The 16059-nt window shown below is 66.5% G+C and carries 13 protein-coding genes; 2 read left to right on the top strand and 11 right to left on the bottom strand.

Annotation, left to right across the window (positions count from 1 at the left end; all coding sequences use genetic code 11):
* Positions 1 to 28: 28 nt before the first annotated feature.
* Together Q0996_RS14855 and Q0996_RS14850 are read right to left on the bottom strand one after the other, a co-directional pair.
* Positions 29 to 802, bottom strand: a complete 774-nt coding sequence (locus Q0996_RS14855; protein ID WP_299621200.1) for an SDR family NAD(P)-dependent oxidoreductase — start codon at positions 800 to 802, stop codon at positions 29 to 31.
* Positions 799 to 2439 carry an acyl-CoA synthetase gene (locus Q0996_RS14850; protein ID WP_299621197.1) on the bottom strand — a complete coding sequence of 547 codons (1641 nt, stop codon included), beginning with the start codon at positions 2437 to 2439 and terminating at the stop codon, positions 799 to 801. The genes Q0996_RS14855 and Q0996_RS14850 overlap by 4 nt, the downstream gene beginning before the upstream one ends.
* Before the next feature lie 149 nt (positions 2440 to 2588).
* Here Q0996_RS14850 and Q0996_RS14845 point away from each other — a divergent pair, with 149 nt between their 5' ends.
* On the top strand, positions 2589 to 3254 hold the full coding sequence (locus tag Q0996_RS14845) for a DsbA family oxidoreductase (protein ID WP_299621195.1): 666 nt from the start codon (positions 2589 to 2591) through the stop codon (positions 3252 to 3254).
* A gap of 3 nt (positions 3255 to 3257) precedes the next feature.
* On the opposite strand, the gene Q0996_RS14840 is transcribed toward Q0996_RS14845, so the two are convergent.
* The 7 genes from Q0996_RS14840 to Q0996_RS14810 all read right to left on the bottom strand — a co-directional run bounded on the left by Q0996_RS14840 (position 3258) and on the right by Q0996_RS14810 (position 12515).
* Positions 3258 to 4043 carry an ABC transporter ATP-binding protein gene (locus Q0996_RS14840; RefSeq protein WP_299621192.1) on the bottom strand — a complete coding sequence of 262 codons (786 nt, stop codon included), beginning with the start codon at positions 4041 to 4043 and terminating at the stop codon, positions 3258 to 3260.
* An 8-nt stretch (positions 4044 to 4051) separates the two neighbouring features.
* The gene (locus Q0996_RS14835) at positions 4052 to 4915 is read right to left on the bottom strand and encodes an ABC transporter ATP-binding protein (protein WP_299621189.1); all 864 of its coding nucleotides are present in this window, start codon (positions 4913 to 4915) and stop codon (positions 4052 to 4054) included.
* On the bottom strand, positions 4912 to 5844 hold the full coding sequence (gene nikC, locus Q0996_RS14830; RefSeq protein WP_299621186.1) for a nickel transporter permease: 933 nt from the start codon (positions 5842 to 5844) through the stop codon (positions 4912 to 4914). Before nikC ends, Q0996_RS14835 begins: the two co-directional genes overlap by 4 nt.
* Complete coding sequence (locus Q0996_RS14825; RefSeq protein WP_299621233.1) at positions 5841 to 6854, bottom strand: ABC transporter permease; 1014 nt, start codon at positions 6852 to 6854, stop codon at positions 5841 to 5843. The genes nikC and Q0996_RS14825 overlap by 4 nt, the downstream gene beginning before the upstream one ends.
* An 84-nt stretch (positions 6855 to 6938) precedes the next feature.
* Positions 6939 to 8525, bottom strand: a complete 1587-nt coding sequence (locus Q0996_RS14820; RefSeq protein ID WP_299621183.1) for an ABC transporter substrate-binding protein — start codon at positions 8523 to 8525, stop codon at positions 6939 to 6941.
* 168 nt (positions 8526 to 8693) lie between these two features.
* A complete protein-coding gene (mfd, locus tag Q0996_RS14815) occupies positions 8694 to 12191 on the bottom strand; it encodes a transcription-repair coupling factor (protein ID WP_299621179.1) in 3498 nt (1165 codons plus the stop codon).
* A 51-nt stretch (positions 12192 to 12242) separates the two neighbouring features.
* Entirely contained in the window at positions 12243 to 12515 is a 273-nt protein-coding gene (locus Q0996_RS14810; RefSeq protein ID WP_299621177.1) for a succinate dehydrogenase assembly factor 2, read from the bottom strand.
* 85 nt (positions 12516 to 12600) lie between these two features.
* On the opposite strand from Q0996_RS14810, the gene recG reads away from it, so the two are divergent.
* Positions 12601 to 14685, top strand: a complete 2085-nt coding sequence (gene recG, locus Q0996_RS14805; protein WP_299621174.1) for an ATP-dependent DNA helicase RecG — start codon at positions 12601 to 12603, stop codon at positions 14683 to 14685.
* 6 nt (positions 14686 to 14691) lie between these two features.
* Here recG and Q0996_RS14800 read toward each other — a convergent pair whose 3' ends face one another.
* Both Q0996_RS14800 and Q0996_RS14795 read right to left on the bottom strand, forming a co-directional pair.
* Positions 14692 to 15654, bottom strand: a complete 963-nt coding sequence (locus Q0996_RS14800; RefSeq protein WP_299621171.1) for an S-adenosyl-l-methionine hydroxide adenosyltransferase family protein — start codon at positions 15652 to 15654, stop codon at positions 14692 to 14694.
* Positions 15655 to 15779: 125 nt separating this feature from the next.
* Positions 15780 to 16059, bottom strand: a 280-nt coding sequence (locus Q0996_RS14795) for a DUF502 domain-containing protein (RefSeq protein WP_299621169.1), incomplete at its 5' end; no start/stop codon positions are given.

The raw sequence follows: 16059 nt of genomic DNA, 5'->3' as shown, positions 1-16059 counted from the left end.
TGCTCCTCGCCGTCCCTAGTCGCCGTGCCTAGAGAGCGGCGGACTGGCCGCCGTCGACCAGCAGCACGGAGCCGCTGATATAGCGGGAGGCCTCCGATGCCAGGAGCAGCAGCGCGCCGTCCAGGTCCGCGGGCTGACCGAAGCGGCGCATGGGAATGCGCTGGCGCAGGTCCTCGCCGCCCGGGCTCGACAGGAAGTCGCGGTTGAGGTCCGTCTCGATGTAGCCGGGGGCCAGGGCATTGACCCGGATGTCGTGCCGGGCCCATTCGACGGCGAGAGCCTTGGTCAGGCTGACCAGGCCGCCCTTGGAGGCGCAGTAGGCAGGAACCTGCGCCCTTGCGGAGAAGCTCAGGACCGAGGCCAGGTTGATGATGCTGCCGCCGTGGCCCAGACGAGCCATATGCCGGCCGACCTCCTGCGCCACCAGCCAGGCGCCTTTCAGGTTGGTGTCGACGACCCGGTCCCAATCCGCCTCGCTTACGTCGAAGGCGGGCTTGGTGTCGGCGACGCCGGCGTTGTTGACCAGGATCGAGAGAGGCCCGAGCTCGGTTTCGGCGGCATCCACGCAGGCGGCCACGGACTGCCGGTCGGTGACATCCAGGCGCAGCGGAATGGCCCGGCCGTCCTGCGCCTCGATCTGCTTTTCCAGTTCGACCAGCGGCTCGAGACGGCGGGCGGCGAGCCCGACCTTGGCCCCGGCGCGGGCCAGCACCAGCGCGGCGTGGCGCCCCAGCCCGCTGGAGGCGCCGGTGACCAGTGCCGCCCGGCCGTCCAGATCGAAGAGGTCTGTGGCGGCGCTCACAGGGCCTGCGCCCGCTCGCGGAGCACGAACTTCTGGATCTTGCCGGTGGAGGTCTTGGGCAGGGGGCCGAAGACGATGGTGCGCGGCACCTTGAAGCCGGCCAGCATGTTTCGACAGAAGTCGACGATCTCTCCATCGTCCGCCTCTTCCCCGTCCTTCAGGGTGACGAAGGCGCAGGGATGCTCGCCCCACCGCTCGTCCGGCCGCGCCACCACCGCGGCCTCCAGTACCTTGGGATGGCGGTAGAGTGCCTCCTCCACCTCCAGGCTGGAGATGTTCTCGCCGCCGGAGATGATGATGTCTTTGGAGCGGTCCTTGACCTCGATGTAACCGTCGGGGTGCGCCACCGCCAGGTCGCCGGTGTGGAACCAGCCCCCGGCGAAGGCCTTCTCGGTCGCATCAGGGTTCTTCAGATAGCCCTTCATCACGGTATTGCCGCGCAGCATGATCTCCCCCATGGTCTCCCCGTCCCAGGGCACGGGCTGCAGCGTATCCGGGTCCATCACCGCGGCCCCCTCCAGGGTCAGGTAGTTGACACCCTGACGCGCCATCTTGGCCGAACGTGTCTGGAGATCAAGCTTCGCCCAGTCGTCCTGCCAGGCACAGACCGTCGCTGGCCCATAGCTTTCCGTCAGACCATAGAGATGGATGACGCGGAAACCGTTGGCCTCCATGGCTTCGATCACGGCGCTCGGCGGCGCCGCTCCGCCAGTGGCACAGTCCACGGTCTGCGGAAAGGTCACCTTCGCTGTATCGGGGGCATGGGCCAGCATGGTCAGCACGATGGGGGCGCCGCACATATGGGTGACGCCTTCGTCGCGGATCAGGGGATAGATCACCGCCGGGTCAATCTTGCGCAGGCAGACATGGGTGGCACAGGCCGCCGTCACGCCCCAGGTGAAGGTCCAGCCGTCGCAGTGGAACATCGGCAGCGTCCAGAGATAGGCGGAGTCGCGTCCCAGGCCGAAGGTGATCATGTTGCCGATGGCGTTCAAGTAAGCACCGCGGTGGTGGTAGACGACGCCCTTGGGGTTGCCGGTGGTCCCGGAGGTGTAGAGCAGCGAGAGCGACTGCCACTCGTCCAGCGGCTCGTCGAAGGAGTCCGCCGGATCGCCCTCGGCAAGAAGAGCTTCGTAGCCGAGGTCGCCCAGAAGCTCGCCGCTTTCCGCCAGGGGATCGTCGATGTCGATCACCAGGGGGCGTTGCGCGCAGAGGCCGAGTGCTTCCTCGATCACCGGGGAGAACTCGCGGTCGGTCAGAAGTACCTTCGCTTCCCCGTGCTCCAGAATGAAGGCGATGGTTCGCGCGTCCAGACGCACGTTGAGCGAATTCAGCACACCGCCCATCATGGGGATGCCGTAGTGTGCCTCCAGCATCGGCGGCGTGTTGGGCGCCATGATGGCAATACAGTCGCCACGGCCAAACCCGCGGCGGGTGAGCGCCGAGGCCAGCCGGACGGCGCGCTCATGGAACTGGGCATAGGAAAGGCGCTGGGGGCCGTGAACCACGGCGGTCTTCTTGGGATAGACGGCCGCCGCCCGCTTGAGAAAGGTGACTGGGCTCAAAGGGGCTGTATTGGCCGCATTGCGCCCCAGCCCGCTGTCGAAGGCGCCCTCCTGTTCGTCCCCACCGGCCATCTGCCACTCCCTGTCCCCGCCCCCATTCGCCGCCCTTTTTGGCTTTGCGGCTTCTGTGCTTTATGGTGGGTGTTTCGCTCCCCTCCGGTCAAGCCCAGAGCACGCGCCGGGGGTCTTCTGAATCTCGGGGCAGGGAGAAAGCCGCGACCATGATCCAGATCGACATCTTCTCCGACACCATCTGCCCCTGGTGCCTGATCGGCAAGCGCCGTCTTGAGGCTGCATTGGCCTCGCGCCCCCAGGCCGAGGTCGAGATTCGCTGGCGGACCTTTCAGTTGAACCCGCACATGCCGCTGGAAGGCATGGAGCGCCAGGCCTATCTCAGCCTCAAGTTCGGCGGTGAGGAAAATGCGGCCATGGTCTATGACCGGATCCGCACGACCGGGGCCGAAGACGGGATCGCGTTCGCCTTCGATGCCATCCAGCGCACCCCCAACACCCTGACCTCCCATCGCCTGGTCCGTTGGGCCGCCGGCCAGAGCCGGCAGACCGAGGTGGTGGAGGCGCTGTTCCAGGCCTACTTCTTCGAAGGCAGGGACATCGGCGAGAAATCGGTTCTGCTGGACGCCGCCGAAGCCGCGGGCCTGAAGCGGGAGGAGGCCGAGCCTTTCCTCGACAGCACCGCGCTCCTGGCGGAAGTCAGCGAGGAAGATCGCCAGGCCCGCGGTCTTGGGATCGACGGCGTTCCCTGCTTTGTCTTCAACGGCCGCCATGCCCTGGCCGGGGCCCAGCCCCCCAAGGTGCTGGCCCAGATGCTGGACATCGCCCAGGAGGAACTGGCCCAGCAAGGGCAAAGCGAAACCGCGGAAGCCTAAGTTTTACTCTGAGATCCCGAAATCCTGGAAGCTGTCGATGGCTGCGCGGTCGTAGCCCAGGCTCGCCGTCATGAGCTGGCGGGTGTAGGGATGGGTCGGCGCGTGGCGCTTGAGCTGCGAGACCTCCAGTTCCTCCACCACCGCCCCGTGATTCATCACCGCCAAGTGATCGCACATATGGGCGATCACAGAGAGGTTGTGGCTCACCAGGATGTAGGTCAGGCCCCGCTCCTTCTTCAGGCGCTGCAGCAGGTTCAGCACCTCCGCCTGGACCGAAACGTCCAGCGCCGAGGTCGGCTCGTCCAAGAGCAGCACCCGCGGTTCCAGGATCAGCGCGCGGCCGATGGCGACGCGCTGGCGCTGACCGCCGGAGAGCTGGTGCGGATAGCGGAAGCGGAATTGGGGGCCCAGGCCGACTTCCCGCAAGACCTGTTCGATCCGCCGGTCGGCATCGCTGAAGCCGTGGATGGAGAGCGGCTCCATCAGCACGCGGTCCACGGTGTGGCGCGGGTGGAGGGAGCCATAGGGGTCCTGAAAGACCATCTGGGAGAGCTTGAAGAAGGCCTTGTCACGGCGCGGCGTCTGCGCCTCTCCCGCGACGGAGATTTCGCCGCTCCAGTCCGGGTTCAGGCCGCTGAGCGCCCGCAGCACCGTCGACTTGCCGGAGCCGGACTCGCCCACCAGGCCGAAGGTCGCCCCCTCGGCCACGGTGAAGGAGACGTCGCGGACCGCGTGCACCCGGTCCGCCCCGGACCCGAAGATCACGTCGAGGTTTCGCACCGCGATCATGGGTGCGCTCACAGGCCGTGCTCCAGCCAGGCATCGTCGCGCTGCAGGACCGGCAGGTCGCTGCCGTCGCCGTCGATCTGCGGCAGGCAGTTCAACAGGCCCCGAGTATAGGGATGCTGAGCGGCATCCAGGTTCTTGGCATCGCAGATCTCCATGATGCGCCCGGCATACATGATGATCACCCGGTCGCAGAAGGAGGCGACCAGACTGAGATCGTGGCTGATGAAAATCAGGCCCATGCCGCGCTGGGTCACCAGGTCGTCGAGGATCGCCAGCACCTGAAGCTGCACCGTGACGTCGAGAGCCGAGGTCGGCTCATCGGCAATCAGCAGGTCCGGGTCGGGGATCAGCATCATGGCGATCATGATGCGCTGGCCCATGCCGCCGGAGACCTCGTGGGGATAAGCGCGGTAGACCCGCTCCGGATCGCGGATGCGCACGGCGCGCAGCATGTCCAGCGCCCGGCGCCGCGCCTCTTCCCGGGGCACCTTCTGGTGGGTGCGATAGGCCTCGGCGATCTGTTCGCCCACCCGCATGACCGGGTTCAGGGAGAACTTGGGGTCCTGCATGACCATGGAGATGCGCTCGCCGCGGATGTCGCGCATCTGCGCCTCGCTGGCGCTCATGATGTCGATGCCGTCGAACTCCAGGCGCCGGGCCGAGACCTGCCCCGGGGCGCCCACCAGCCGCAGGATGGAGCGTCCGGTCATGGACTTGCCGGAGCCGGACTCGCCGACGATGCCCAGCTTCTCCCGGCCCAGCGAAAAGCTGATACCCCGCACCGCCTGGACCAGGCCCTTGCGTGTCGGAAAATCGACCCGCAGATCCTCGACGGCGAGCAGCGGGCGCCCCTTCGTATCGGCGACGTTCATCCTTGCTCGCCGCTCTTCGGATCGAGCACGTCGCGCAGGCCGTCACCCAGGAGGTTGAAGCCGAGGCTGACAACGAAGATGGCGACGCCCGGGACAGTCGCGACCCACCACTGGTCCAGCAAGACCTTGCGGCCGCTGGAAATCATGGCGCCCCATTCCGGCAACGGCGGCTGCGCGCCGAGGCCGAGGAAGCCGAGGCCGGCGGCGATCAGGATGATCCCCGCCATATCGAGCGTTACGCGGACAATCAGCGAAGAGGTGCAGAGCGGCACGATGTGCGACCAGATGATCCGCATCCGCCCCGCCCCCTGCAGGCGCACCGCGGCGATGAAATCGGAATTGCGGATGGTGATGGTCTCGGCCCGGGCGATGCGGGCATAGGGCGGCCAGGAGGTGATGGCGATGGCGATGATCGCGTTCTCGATCCCTGGGCCCAGGGCGGAGACCAGGGCCAGGGCCAGCACCAGCTTGGGGAAGGCCAGGAAGATGTCGGTGATGCGCATCAGCACCACGTCGACCCAGCCCCCGAGGTAGCCCGCCGTCGTCCCCACCGCCAGGCCGATGGGTGCGGCGATGATGGCCACGAGAATGACGATGTAGAGGGTCAGCCGCGCGCCGTGGACGATGCGCGAGAAGATGTCCCGCCCCAACTCGTCGGTGCCGAACCAGTGTTGCATTGAGAAATACTGCAGGCGGTCCGTCAGCACCTGGGCATTGGGGTCGTAAGGCGCGATGAGCGGCGCGAAGGCCGCCACCACCACCAGCCCGAGCACGATACCGAATCCCACCATGGCCAGAGGGTTGGACTGAAAGGCCAGCCAGCCGATGTAGGCGCGCCCGAGCCGGGCCTGGTTGCGCGAGGTGGGCGAGGAGCTGAGCAGCCAGGCCCGCCATCCCATGGCTTGCAGGTTTTGGGCTTCGCTGGTCATCTCGCCCTCGGGTCCAGCACCTTATAGAGCACGTCGGACAGCAGATTGATGCCGATGAAGACGGCGCCGACAACCATTGTGGCGCCCAGCACGGCGTTCATGTCGGCGTTCAGCAGGGACTGGGTGAGATAGAACCCGAGCCCGGGCCAGGCGAAGACGATCTCGGTCAGCACCGAGCCCTCCAGCAGGTTGGCATAGCTGAGGGCAATCACCGTCACCAGCGGCACCCAGACATTGCCCAGGGCGTGGATCCAGATGACGCGCCACTCCTTGACCCCCTTCACACGCGCCGTGGTGATGTACTCCTGGCTCAACTGTTCGAGCATGAAGGAGCGGGTCATGCGGCTGACGTAGGCGAGGCTGAAATAGCCGAGGATCGATGCCGGCAGAACGAGGTGACTGGCCGCGTTCCAGAAAATCTCCCATTCCCCGGCCATGGCCGAGTCGATGAGCATGACGCCGGTCACCGGATCGATCAGGCCGTCGTAGACGAAGTCCAGGCGCCCGGGGCCCGGCACCCAGTCGAGGGTGGCATAGAACAGCAGCAGACCCATGAGACCCAGCCAGAAGACCGGGATCGAGTAGCCGAACAGGCCGACCACGCGGATCACCTGGTCCGGCCAGCGCCCGCGGTGCACCGCGGCCAGGACGCCCATGGGAACGCCGAGGAACACGCCCAGAAAAGTCGCCACCGTCGCCAGCTCGAGCGTTGCCGGGAAGACGCGCTTGATGTCCTCCAGCACCGGGTTGGCGGTCAGCACGGAATTGCCGAGGTCCCCGCGCAACACGTCCCAGACATAGATGGCGAACTGCTGGTAGAGGGGCAGATCCAGGCCCAGTTCGATCCGCACCCGCTCCACCACGTGCTCCGGCGCGCGGTCGCCGACAATGGCCAGGACCGGATCGATGGGCACCACGCGGCCGATCAGGAAGGTAACGAACAGCAATCCCAGAAAGGTCAAGGCGACGGTCACGACAATGTTGAGCGCCAGCCTCAAAGGACGCGGCAGGGAAAGGCCGCTCAAGCCCTTCCCTGCCCCGTTTTCTCTATCGACTCCGATGGTCAACGAGAGGTCACCCGAATCGAAGCGTCCTTAGTTCTTGGTGACTTCATGGTACTTATTGTCATCGAAGGCCGGGCCGATGATGAATCCCTTGGTGTCGGCGCGCACGCCCGCCACTTCCGTCTGCTGGAACATGATGACGAAGGGCGAGGTAGCCTGGTGGGTCTTCTGGATCTCCAAGTACATTTCGGCCCGCTTGGCGGGGTCCCGCTCCAGGATGGCCGCGTCCGAGGCCTTGGTCAGATCCGGTATATTCCAGGAATTCCGCCAGGCCAACGGCTTGGACTTGGCGTCGTCGGAGTTGTCCGGATTGCGCGCGAAGGTATCGGCGTTGGTGTGGGGGTCCTGATAATCAGGGCCCCAGCGGCCGATGTAGATGTCATGGTTGCGCGCCCGGTACTTGGTCAGGGTCTGCTTGCCGTCGCCGGGGATGATCTCCAAATCGACACCCGCCTGGGCGAAGGTCGCCTGGATGGACTGCGCCATCTCCATGATCGGCGAAGTATTGCGCGTGTCCATGGTGATCTTGAAGCCGTTGGGATAGCCGGCCTCGGCCAGAAGCTGCTTGGCCCTGGAAACGTCGAGGGTAAAGGGCGTCTCTTCCAGCGCGCCCAGGAATCCCTTGGGCAGGAAGGCCTGGTGCACCTTCAGCAGGTCGCGCACGATGGTGCTTTCCATGCCCTTGTAGTCGACCAGGTACTTCAGGGCCTGCCGCACCTTGGGATTGGCCAGGGCTTCGTTCTTCTGACTCAGGCCCATGTAGTAGATGGCGCCTTTCGGCCCCTCCTGCACGGTGAGCTCGGGGTTGCTGCGGACGCTCTCGAGCTGGTCCGGAAGCAGGTTGCGGGCGATGTCGATGTCGCCCTTCTCCAGCAGCAACTGCTGGGCCGAGGGCTCGACGATGTGGCGGGTGATCACCCGCTTCATGGCCGGAGCGCCGCCCCAGTAGTCGTCGTTGCGGTCGATGGTCAGGGACTCGTTGGGCTTCCACTGGCGCAGCTTGAAGGGCCCGACGCCAGCGTAATTGGTGCGCAGCCACTCATGACCCAGGTCGCCGTCCTTTTCGTTCGCCATCACCGTCTTCTTGTCGACGATGGAGCTGATGGTGGCGGTCAGGCAGTAGAGCAGGAAGGTGGGCGCATAAGCCTGGTCGGTCTCGATGACCAGGGTCACGTCGTCGGTGGCGCGGATCTTCTCGTTCACGTTCTCCGGCGTGAATCCGAACTGGGTCAGGATGAAGGCCGGCGACTTGTCGAGAACGATGGCCCGCCGCAGCGAGAAGGCCGCGTCTTCCGCGGTCATTGGATTGCCCGAAACGAACTTCACGCCCGGGCGCATCTTGAAAGTGTAGGTCTTGCCGTCGTCCGAGATGGTCCAGGACTCCGCCGCCACACCATAGATGTTCGAGACATCCCTGTGGTCATAGCCGATCAGCCGGTCGTAGGTGTTGCCGGCGAACTCGGCGCCGGAGAACTCGAAGATCTCGGCCGGGTCCAGGGTGATGATGTCGTCGATCTGATTGGCGATCACGAGGACATCGCGCGGCGTTTCTGCAAGCGTTGGCGTTGCGGTCACGACCATGGCGGCCGCCACAACAGAGGCGAATAGCTTCCTCACGTTACGTCTCCCTAAATGACGCCCTGGAGGGTTGCTCCCTCACGAGGCTCCGTCGGTGTGCCTCTTGCGAGGCTTCGATAATATTAACCAGGGAATCAGAACGGTCCAGCGCTCATCCAGCGACAAAAAAGATATTGTGTTTCAGCGTTTTGGAGTGATCGGCCCAAGTCAGGCCGGAGCCGCGAGCTTCGCCAGTTCGTCCAGCATCAGGCGCACGCCCTTGACCCGGGCCGCCTCCCCGTCCCAGGCGCGCCGGTAAACCAGCGTGTGGTCCGGACGCAGTTTCACCTCCCCGGCCTGTTTCTGGATAAAGGCGATGAGGCCGGCGGGATTGGCGAAATTGTCGTTGTGGAATGCAACCGTCGCCCCCTTGGGTCCTGCGTCCAGACGTTCCACGCCGGCTTCCCGGCAGAGGCGCTTGATGGTCATGATCTGCAGCAGGTTTTCCACCTCTGCCGGCAGCGGGCCAAAGCGGTCCACCAACTCGGCGGCGAAAGCGTCAATTTCCGCCCGGTCGACCAGGGTCGAGAGCCGGCGGTAGAGCCCCAGGCGCAGGTTGAGGTCGGGCACATAGGCCTCGGGAATGAGCACCGGCATGCCGATGTTGATCTGCGGGGTGAAGCTCTCCGCCGCCTCGGCCTCTTGCACCCGGCCGCCGCTGCGCGCCGTGGCCACGGCCTCCTCCAGCATCTGCTGGTAGAGCTCGATGCCCACCTCGCGGATATGCCCGGACTGTTCCTCGCCCAGCAAATTACCGGCGCCGCGGATGTCAAGGTCGTGACTGGCCAACTGGAAACCGGCACCCAGGTTGTCCAGGGTCTGCATGACGCTCAGGCGCTTTTCCGCCGCGGCGCTCAGGATCCGCCCCGGCCGCAGGGTCAGGTAGGCATAGGCGCGCACCTTGGAGCGGCCGATGCGCCCGCGAAGCTGATAGAGCTGCGCCAGACCGAACATGTCGGCGCGGTGGATGATCATGGTGTTGGCGGTGGGAATGTCGAGGCCCGACTCGACGATGTTGGTCGACAGCAGGACATCGTACTTACGGTCGTAGAAGTCGGTCATCACCGCTTCCAACTGGGTCGGCGGCATCTGGCCATGGGCGACGGCCACCTTCACCTCCGGGACCAGCTTCTCCAGACGCTCCTGCAGCTCACCCAGGTCCTTGACCCGCGGGCAGACGTAAAAGCTCTGGCCGCCGCGGTAGTGCTCGCGCAGGATCGCCTCGCGGACAATCACCGGATCATAAGGCAGCACGAAGGTGCGGATGGCGAGCCGGTCCACCGGCGGGGTGGCGATCAGGCTCATCTCCTTCACCCCGGACATGGCCATCTGCAGCGTGCGGGGAATCGGCGTCGCCGTCAGGGTGAGGACATGGACATCCTCGCGCAGCGCCTTCAGCCGCTCCTTCTGCTTAACGCCGAAGTGCTGCTCCTCGTCGACGATCAGCAAGCCCAGGTCCTTGAAGGTGATGGATTTGGCCAAGAGGGCATGGGTGCCGACCACGATCTCCACCCGGCCCTTCGCCAGCTCCGCCTTGGTCTCGTTTGCGTCCTTGGCGGCGACGAGGCGGGAGAGCTGGCGGATCTGCACCGGCAGGCCGGCGAAACGCTCCTTGAAGGTGCGGAAATGCTGGCGGCTGAGCAGGGTGGTCGGCACCACCACCGCCACCTGCTTGCCGGCCATCACCGCGAGAAAGGCCGCCCGCAGCGCCACCTCGGTCTTGCCGAAGCCCACGTCGCCGCAGACCAGGCGGTCCATGGGCCGGCCCTCGGCGAGGTCCGTGATGGTCTCCTCGATAGCCCGGAGCTGGTCTTCGGTCTCCGGGAAGGGAAAGCGGGCGCAGAACTCGTCGTAAAGCCCCTCGGGCCGTTCCATCACGTCGGCGGCCTTGAGGGTGCGGGCGGCGGCGAGCTTGATCAGCGCATCGGCCATGGCGGCAATGCGCTCCTTCACCTTGGCCTTGCGGGCCTGCCAGTTCACGCCGCCCAGGCGGTCCAGTTCCACGGCCTCGCTTTCCGAACCGAAGCGCGACAGCACCTCGATGTTCTCCACCGGCACGAAGAGCTTGTCGCCGCCGTGATAGATGACCTTCAGGCAATCGTGGGGCGCGCCGCCCACGTCGAGGGTCTCCAGGCCCTCGTAACGACCGATCCCATGATCCACATGGACCACCAGGTCCTTTTCCTGAAGATCCGAGATCTCGGTGAGGAAGTTTTCGGCCCGGCGCTTCTTGACCACGGCGCGGGCGATGCGCTCCCCCAGGATGTCCTGTTCGGTGACGAAGAGCACATCGTCCAGCCCGAAGCCCTTCTCGATGCCGAGCACCGCCTGGCCGACCCGTTCGTCCGGCAGATCCGCTTCGGCCTGCCAGGTCGCGACGGCCTCCCCCTCCAACCCTGCCTGTTCCTTCAACAGCACCGACAGGCGGTCCAGGGCCCCGGCGCTGAAGGCTGCCAGGACCACCTTGCGGCCGGCCTGCTGTTGCTGGCGCAGCCGCTGGCCGACCGCCTCGTAGAGGTTCCCCTGGTCGGCGGCCCGCAGTTCCGCGAAGTCGAGCCCGGGCTGGGCGCCGACATCGCGGACCAGATCTCCTTCGGGGGCGGCAAAGGGCGTGAACTCCCCGCCGGGGCGTCCGTTCAGGCCCTCGTCCCACTCGTTGCCGTCGAGGAACAGCAGCGCCGGCTCGATGGCCTTGTAGACCCAGCCGCCGGTCTCGCCGCCGCCTTCCAGGCGTTGACGGGCATCGTGGAAGTCCAGAATGGTTTCCAGCCTTGCCTCGCGCGCTTCGGTGGCCTGATGGTCCAGAGTCACGCCGGCCTCGGGCAGATAGTCGAAGAGCGTCACCAGGCGTTCGTGGTAGAGCGGCAGCCAGTGTTCCATGCCCGGATGAACCCGCCCGGCGCTCACCGCTTCGTAGAGCGGATCGTCGCGCACGGCACCGAAGCTGGAACGATAGCGGGTGCGGAAACGCTCGATGGCCGGGGCATCCAGGATGACCTCACTGACCGGTTTCAGGGTCACCGCCTCGACCGTTTCGGTGGTGCGCTGGCTCAGCGGGTCGAACAGCCGCAGGGATTCCAGGTCATCGCCGAAGAAATCGAGACGCAGCGGCTGTTCCTGGCCCGGCGCGAAGACATCGACGATGCCGCCGCGCACCGCGAACTCGCCCGGTTCGCTGACGGTTTCGACGCGGTAGTATCCGTTCTCGGCGAAGAACCCGTGCAGCCGCTCCGCCGGTAGGGTCTGGCCTGCTTCGAGGGTGAGCACCCGTCCCGCCAAAGCCTCCGGCGGCGGCACGCGCTGCAGCAGGGCATTGACCGTCGTGATCACCGCCTGCGGCCTTGGCCCCACCGGCTGCATCAGCCGCGTCAGCACGTCGAGGCGGCGGGCCACGATGTCGCGGTGCGGGCTCACCCGGTCATAGGGCAGGCAGTCCCAGGCCGGAAAGACCAGGGCCTCCACGTCCGGCGCGAAGAAACGCAGCGAATCCACCATGCGCGCGGCCTGCGCATCGTCGCGGGCGACGTGCAGCCAGCGGCGCTCCGGCGCCTCCGCCAGAAGCCGCGCCAGGTAGAGCGCGTCCGCCCCCGGCGGTGCGGCGGCAAGGATGGGGCGCCCATGCGCGCTATGGGAAGCGGTCGCCAGGGCGGAAGCAGAATCGCTCATGCTTGGTCTACAGGGCTGAACTTCTAGGTCAGTCGTGGGATTTGGGCCGCGTCAGCGTTTGTCGAGTTTGAACTCAAAGGCCAGGAGCAATCTCAGCACATCGTGATCGAACTCGGACGGCGGCTGCTGGCGACCGAGGATCCAGTCATAGACGACCGGCTCCGGCACGTCCAGAAGCGCTTCGAAGCGCTGAAGCTGGTCGGCGTCGAAGCTCTCCAGATGCGCGTCGGCAAAACTGCCGATCAGCAGATCCATCTCCTGGGTACCGCGATGCCAGCTTCGAAAGCGCAGGCGCTTGCGGCGGGTTTCGAGCGTTTCCGTCATGCCATGCCCCGTCATATGGCATAGGATATAGGACGTCCCCGCTGCTTTGTCAGGCTTCACGCCTTCCAGAACACTCACAGGTCCCGTGCGTCCCGAGATCCTCTTCCCGCTCTTCGCCCCGGCAACCAGTCTGCCCGGCGTCGGCCCGCGCTATGCCAAGCTGTTCGAGGGCCTGGTGGGCGGACCTGCGGTGCTCGATCTCTGTTGGCATCTGCCGAGCGGGATCATCGACCGGCGCTACGGCCCGCCCCTGGCCGAGGTGATCCCGGGACGCATCGCCACCCTGACGGTCACCGTCGGCGAGCACCGCGCGGCAGCCAGCAGGCGCCAGCCCTACCGGGTGCTGTGCTACGACGACAGCGGCAGCCTGGATCTGGTGTTCTTCCACGCCCACGCAGACTATCTGATGCGCAGCCTGCCGCCGGGCCAGACTCGTGTGGTCAGCGGCAAGGTCGAGGTCTTTCACGACCGCCTGCAGATGACCCACCCGGACCACATCGCCGCGCCAGAAGAGGCCGCCAGCCTGAAGGCCGTCGAACCGGTCTATCCCCTGACCGCGGGCCTCAGCCTCAAGGTCGTGAGCAAAGCCGTGCACGCGGCCCTGGAACGGCTGCCCGAAGTGCCGGAATGGCTGGACGCGGCGCAGCGGCAGCGCGAAGGCTGGCACCCCTGGGCCGAGGCCCTTCGGGAAGCGCACACGCCCGGTGAGGAGCGCGATCTCTCCCCGCTGTCCACCTGCCGGCGGCGCCTCGCCTATGACGAGCTCCTGGCCAACCAGTTGGCCATCGCCCTGGTGCGCGACCGCCAACTGCGCCAGAAAGGCCGGCGCCTGAAGGGCAGCGGCCACCTCCAGGACCGCGTGCTGGCCAGCCTGCCCTTCGCGCTGACGGGGTCGCAGCGCCAGGCGGTGGCGGAGATCACCGCCGACATGGCGGCCGAGCACCGCATGCTGCGGCTGCTGCAGGGCGACGTCGGCAGCGGCAAGACCGTGGTCGCGCTGCTGGCCATGCTGGCCGCCGTCGAGGCGGGCAGCCAGGCGGCGCTCATGGCACCGACGGAGATTCTCGCCCGCCAGCACTTCGCCACCATCCAGCCCCTGGCGGAGGCCGCCGGGGTCTCCCTCGCCCTTCTGACCGGACGCGACAAAGGCAAGGCCCGGGCAGCCCTGCTGGAGAGCCTTGCCGACGGCAGCACCGACATCCTCGTCGGCACCCATGCGCTGTTCCAGGAAGACGTCGCCTTCCGCGACCTGGCCATGGCGGTGATCGACGAGCAGCACCGCTTCGGCGTCCATCAGCGCCTCACCCTAACCGGCAAGGGCCAGGCGGTGGACGTGCTGGTGATGACCGCCACGCCCATTCCCCGCACCCTGATGCTCACGGCCTATGGGGACATGGATTGCTCGCGTCTGACCGAGCGCCCGCCGGGGCGCCAGCCCATCGAGACGGTGACTCTCTCCCTGGAGCGTTTGCCCGAGGTGATCTCCGGCGTCGAGCGGGCCATCGCCAAGGGCGCCCAGGTCTATTGGATCTGCCCGCTGGTGGAGGAGTCCGAGAAGAGCGACCTCGCCGCCGCGGAGGAGCGCTACGGCGCCCTCACCCTCCGCTTCGGGGAGCGGGTCGGCCTGGTCCACGGCCGTATGAAGGGTCCCGAGAAGGACGCGGTGATGGCGCGCTTTGCAGCCGGGGAGACCGCGATCCTGGTGGCGACGACGGTGGTCGAGGTCGGGGTCGACGTGCCCGCCGCCACGGTGATGGTGATCGAACACGCCGAGCGCTTCGGCCTCGCGCAGCTTCACCAATTGCGCGGGCGCGTCGGCCGCGGCACGGGAAAGTCGAGCTGCCTGTTGCTCTGGCAGGGGCCGCTGGGCGATACCGCGCGGGCCCGCCTGCAGATCCTGCGGGAAACCGACGACGGCTTTCGCATCGCCGAGGAAGACCTGCGCCTGCGCGGCGCCGGCGAACTGCTGGGCACCCGCCAGAGCGGCCTGCCGGACTTTCGTCTGGCTGACCTTGCGGTCCACGACGACCTCCTGGCCACGGCCCGCGCCGATGCCCAACTCGTCCTCGAAAAGGACCCCGAACTGGCCGGATCGCGCGGCCAGGCGCTGCGCGTTCTGCTCTATCTTTTTGAGCGCGATGCCGCCGTGCGCTTTCTCCGCTCCGGCTGACTCCCTCTACTGTCCCACTTCGACGCGCCAGGCGGGCCCGGAACTCACCTTGTGGGTGGCGGCGAAGTTGTCGAAATTTAGGGCGAAGGAGAGCTTGTCCACGGAGTTGAAGTAGATCAGCGGATCGCCCTCCGGCACGTCTCCGAAGGTGGTGACGTAGGGAATGGCCTGGGAAAAGATCAGATTGCCGTTGTTGTAGATCTTGACCATCAGGCTCTCGCCCAGGGTCGCGCCCAGCTTCTCGAAGGTGGCGCGGTCGATGTTGGTCCAGACGTTGCCGAACTGCACATCGAGGATCGGGATGGTCCCGGCCACCAAATCGCCCTCGACGGCCGGCGACTGGTAGGCGATGGCCACCACGCCGCGCTCCAGCTCCGGACCCACCTCCTCGAAGGTGATCTGGCCCGAGGCGAGGCGCGCGGCGGTGAAGGAGTAGACGTCGCGGCCGTGGAAGGTGAAGGACTTCTCCGAGCCCGGCAGGCGGTTGGTTTCCTCGTCGATCTCCCGCAGGCCCGCCACACCGAGGGTCTCGGCCACCAGGGTCAGCGTGCCGTTATCCGGCGTCACGATGTAGTGGCCCGATTGGGTCTTCAGCACCACCGACTTGCGGTCGGTCCCGACGCCGGGATCGACCACCGAGACGAACACCGTGCCCGCCGGCCAGTAGGTCACGGTGGTGTTCAGCCTGTAGGCGCCTTCCCAGATGTTGAAGGCCGGGATCTCATGGGTGAGGTCTTCGAGACGCAGGCCCGGGTCGACGCCGAGGGCGACCCCTTTCATGGCGGAAACCGCCCCGTCCTTCAGGCCGAAGTCGCTTTGATAGACCACCATGCCGTTGGTGTCCTGCGCCTTTGCCGGCGCCATCGCCAGGCCCAAGCCGAGCAGCACCAAGAGGCCGAGATAGCCCGCCCGTGCCACCAGGATCGCCGTTCCAAAGGGTTCCCTGCGGTCCCTGCCAACCGTCGCCATTGTTCGTTCTCCCGTTCAGAGGGCCCGCCCTCCGCGGGGCGCGCCGTTGACCAACATTAGCAAGGACTGTCGAAGAGGTTGAGTCCCCTTGCGGATGCTTGGGGGATCGGGAAGGCGCCGGCGGTTCAGCCGCTGCGTGCGATGGGGGCCTGTTCCTCCGCCGCGTCTTTGTCCTCAACGACGGCCGGGCGCCGATCCGGAGGCGTGACGATGCCGCCGGAGACCACCATCTTGATGCCCTCCTCGACGGTCATGGTGAGCGGCCTGACAGCCGCCCGCGGCAGAAACAGCAGAAAACCGGAGGTGGGGTTCGGCGTCGTCGGCAGGAAGATGTTCACCGTGTCCTGGGGTGTCAGGTCCTGGATACCCGCCTCCGCCGGACCGGTAATGAAGCCAAGGGCCCAG

It is taken from the genome of Pelagibius sp., assembly GCF_028289705.1.
GTDB lineage: Bacteria > Pseudomonadota > Alphaproteobacteria > Kiloniellales > Kiloniellaceae > Pelagibius.
Note: the sequence above shows the minus strand (reverse complement) of the source record. Positions and strands in the feature narration are given on the sequence as shown.

What these genes read in the sequence shown, in the direction of transcription:
- Q0996_RS14845 (WP_299621195.1), top strand. Translation starts at nt 2,589, where the DNA reads ATGATCCAGATCGACATCTTCTCCGACACCATCTGCCCCTGGTGCCTG.
- Q0996_RS14840 (WP_299621192.1), bottom strand. Translation starts at nt 4,043, where the DNA reads ATGATCGCGGTGCGAAACCTCGACGTGATCTTCGGGTCCGGGGCGGAC.
- Q0996_RS14800 (WP_299621171.1), bottom strand. Translation starts at nt 15,654, where the DNA reads ATGGCGACGGTTGGCAGGGACCGCAGGGAACCCTTTGGAACGGCGATC.
- Q0996_RS14850 (WP_299621197.1), bottom strand. Translation starts at nt 2,439, where the DNA reads ATGGCCGGTGGGGACGAACAGGAGGGCGCCTTCGACAGCGGGCTGGGG.
- Q0996_RS14810 (WP_299621177.1), bottom strand. Translation starts at nt 12,515, where the DNA reads ATGACGGAAACGCTCGAAACCCGCCGCAAGCGCCTGCGCTTTCGAAGC.
- nikC (WP_299621186.1), bottom strand. Translation starts at nt 5,844, where the DNA reads ATGACCAGCGAAGCCCAAAACCTGCAAGCCATGGGATGGCGGGCCTGG.
- Q0996_RS14835 (WP_299621189.1), bottom strand. Translation starts at nt 4,915, where the DNA reads ATGAACGTCGCCGATACGAAGGGGCGCCCGCTGCTCGCCGTCGAGGAT.
- mfd (WP_299621179.1), bottom strand. Translation starts at nt 12,191, where the DNA reads ATGAGCGATTCTGCTTCCGCCCTGGCGACCGCTTCCCATAGCGCGCAT.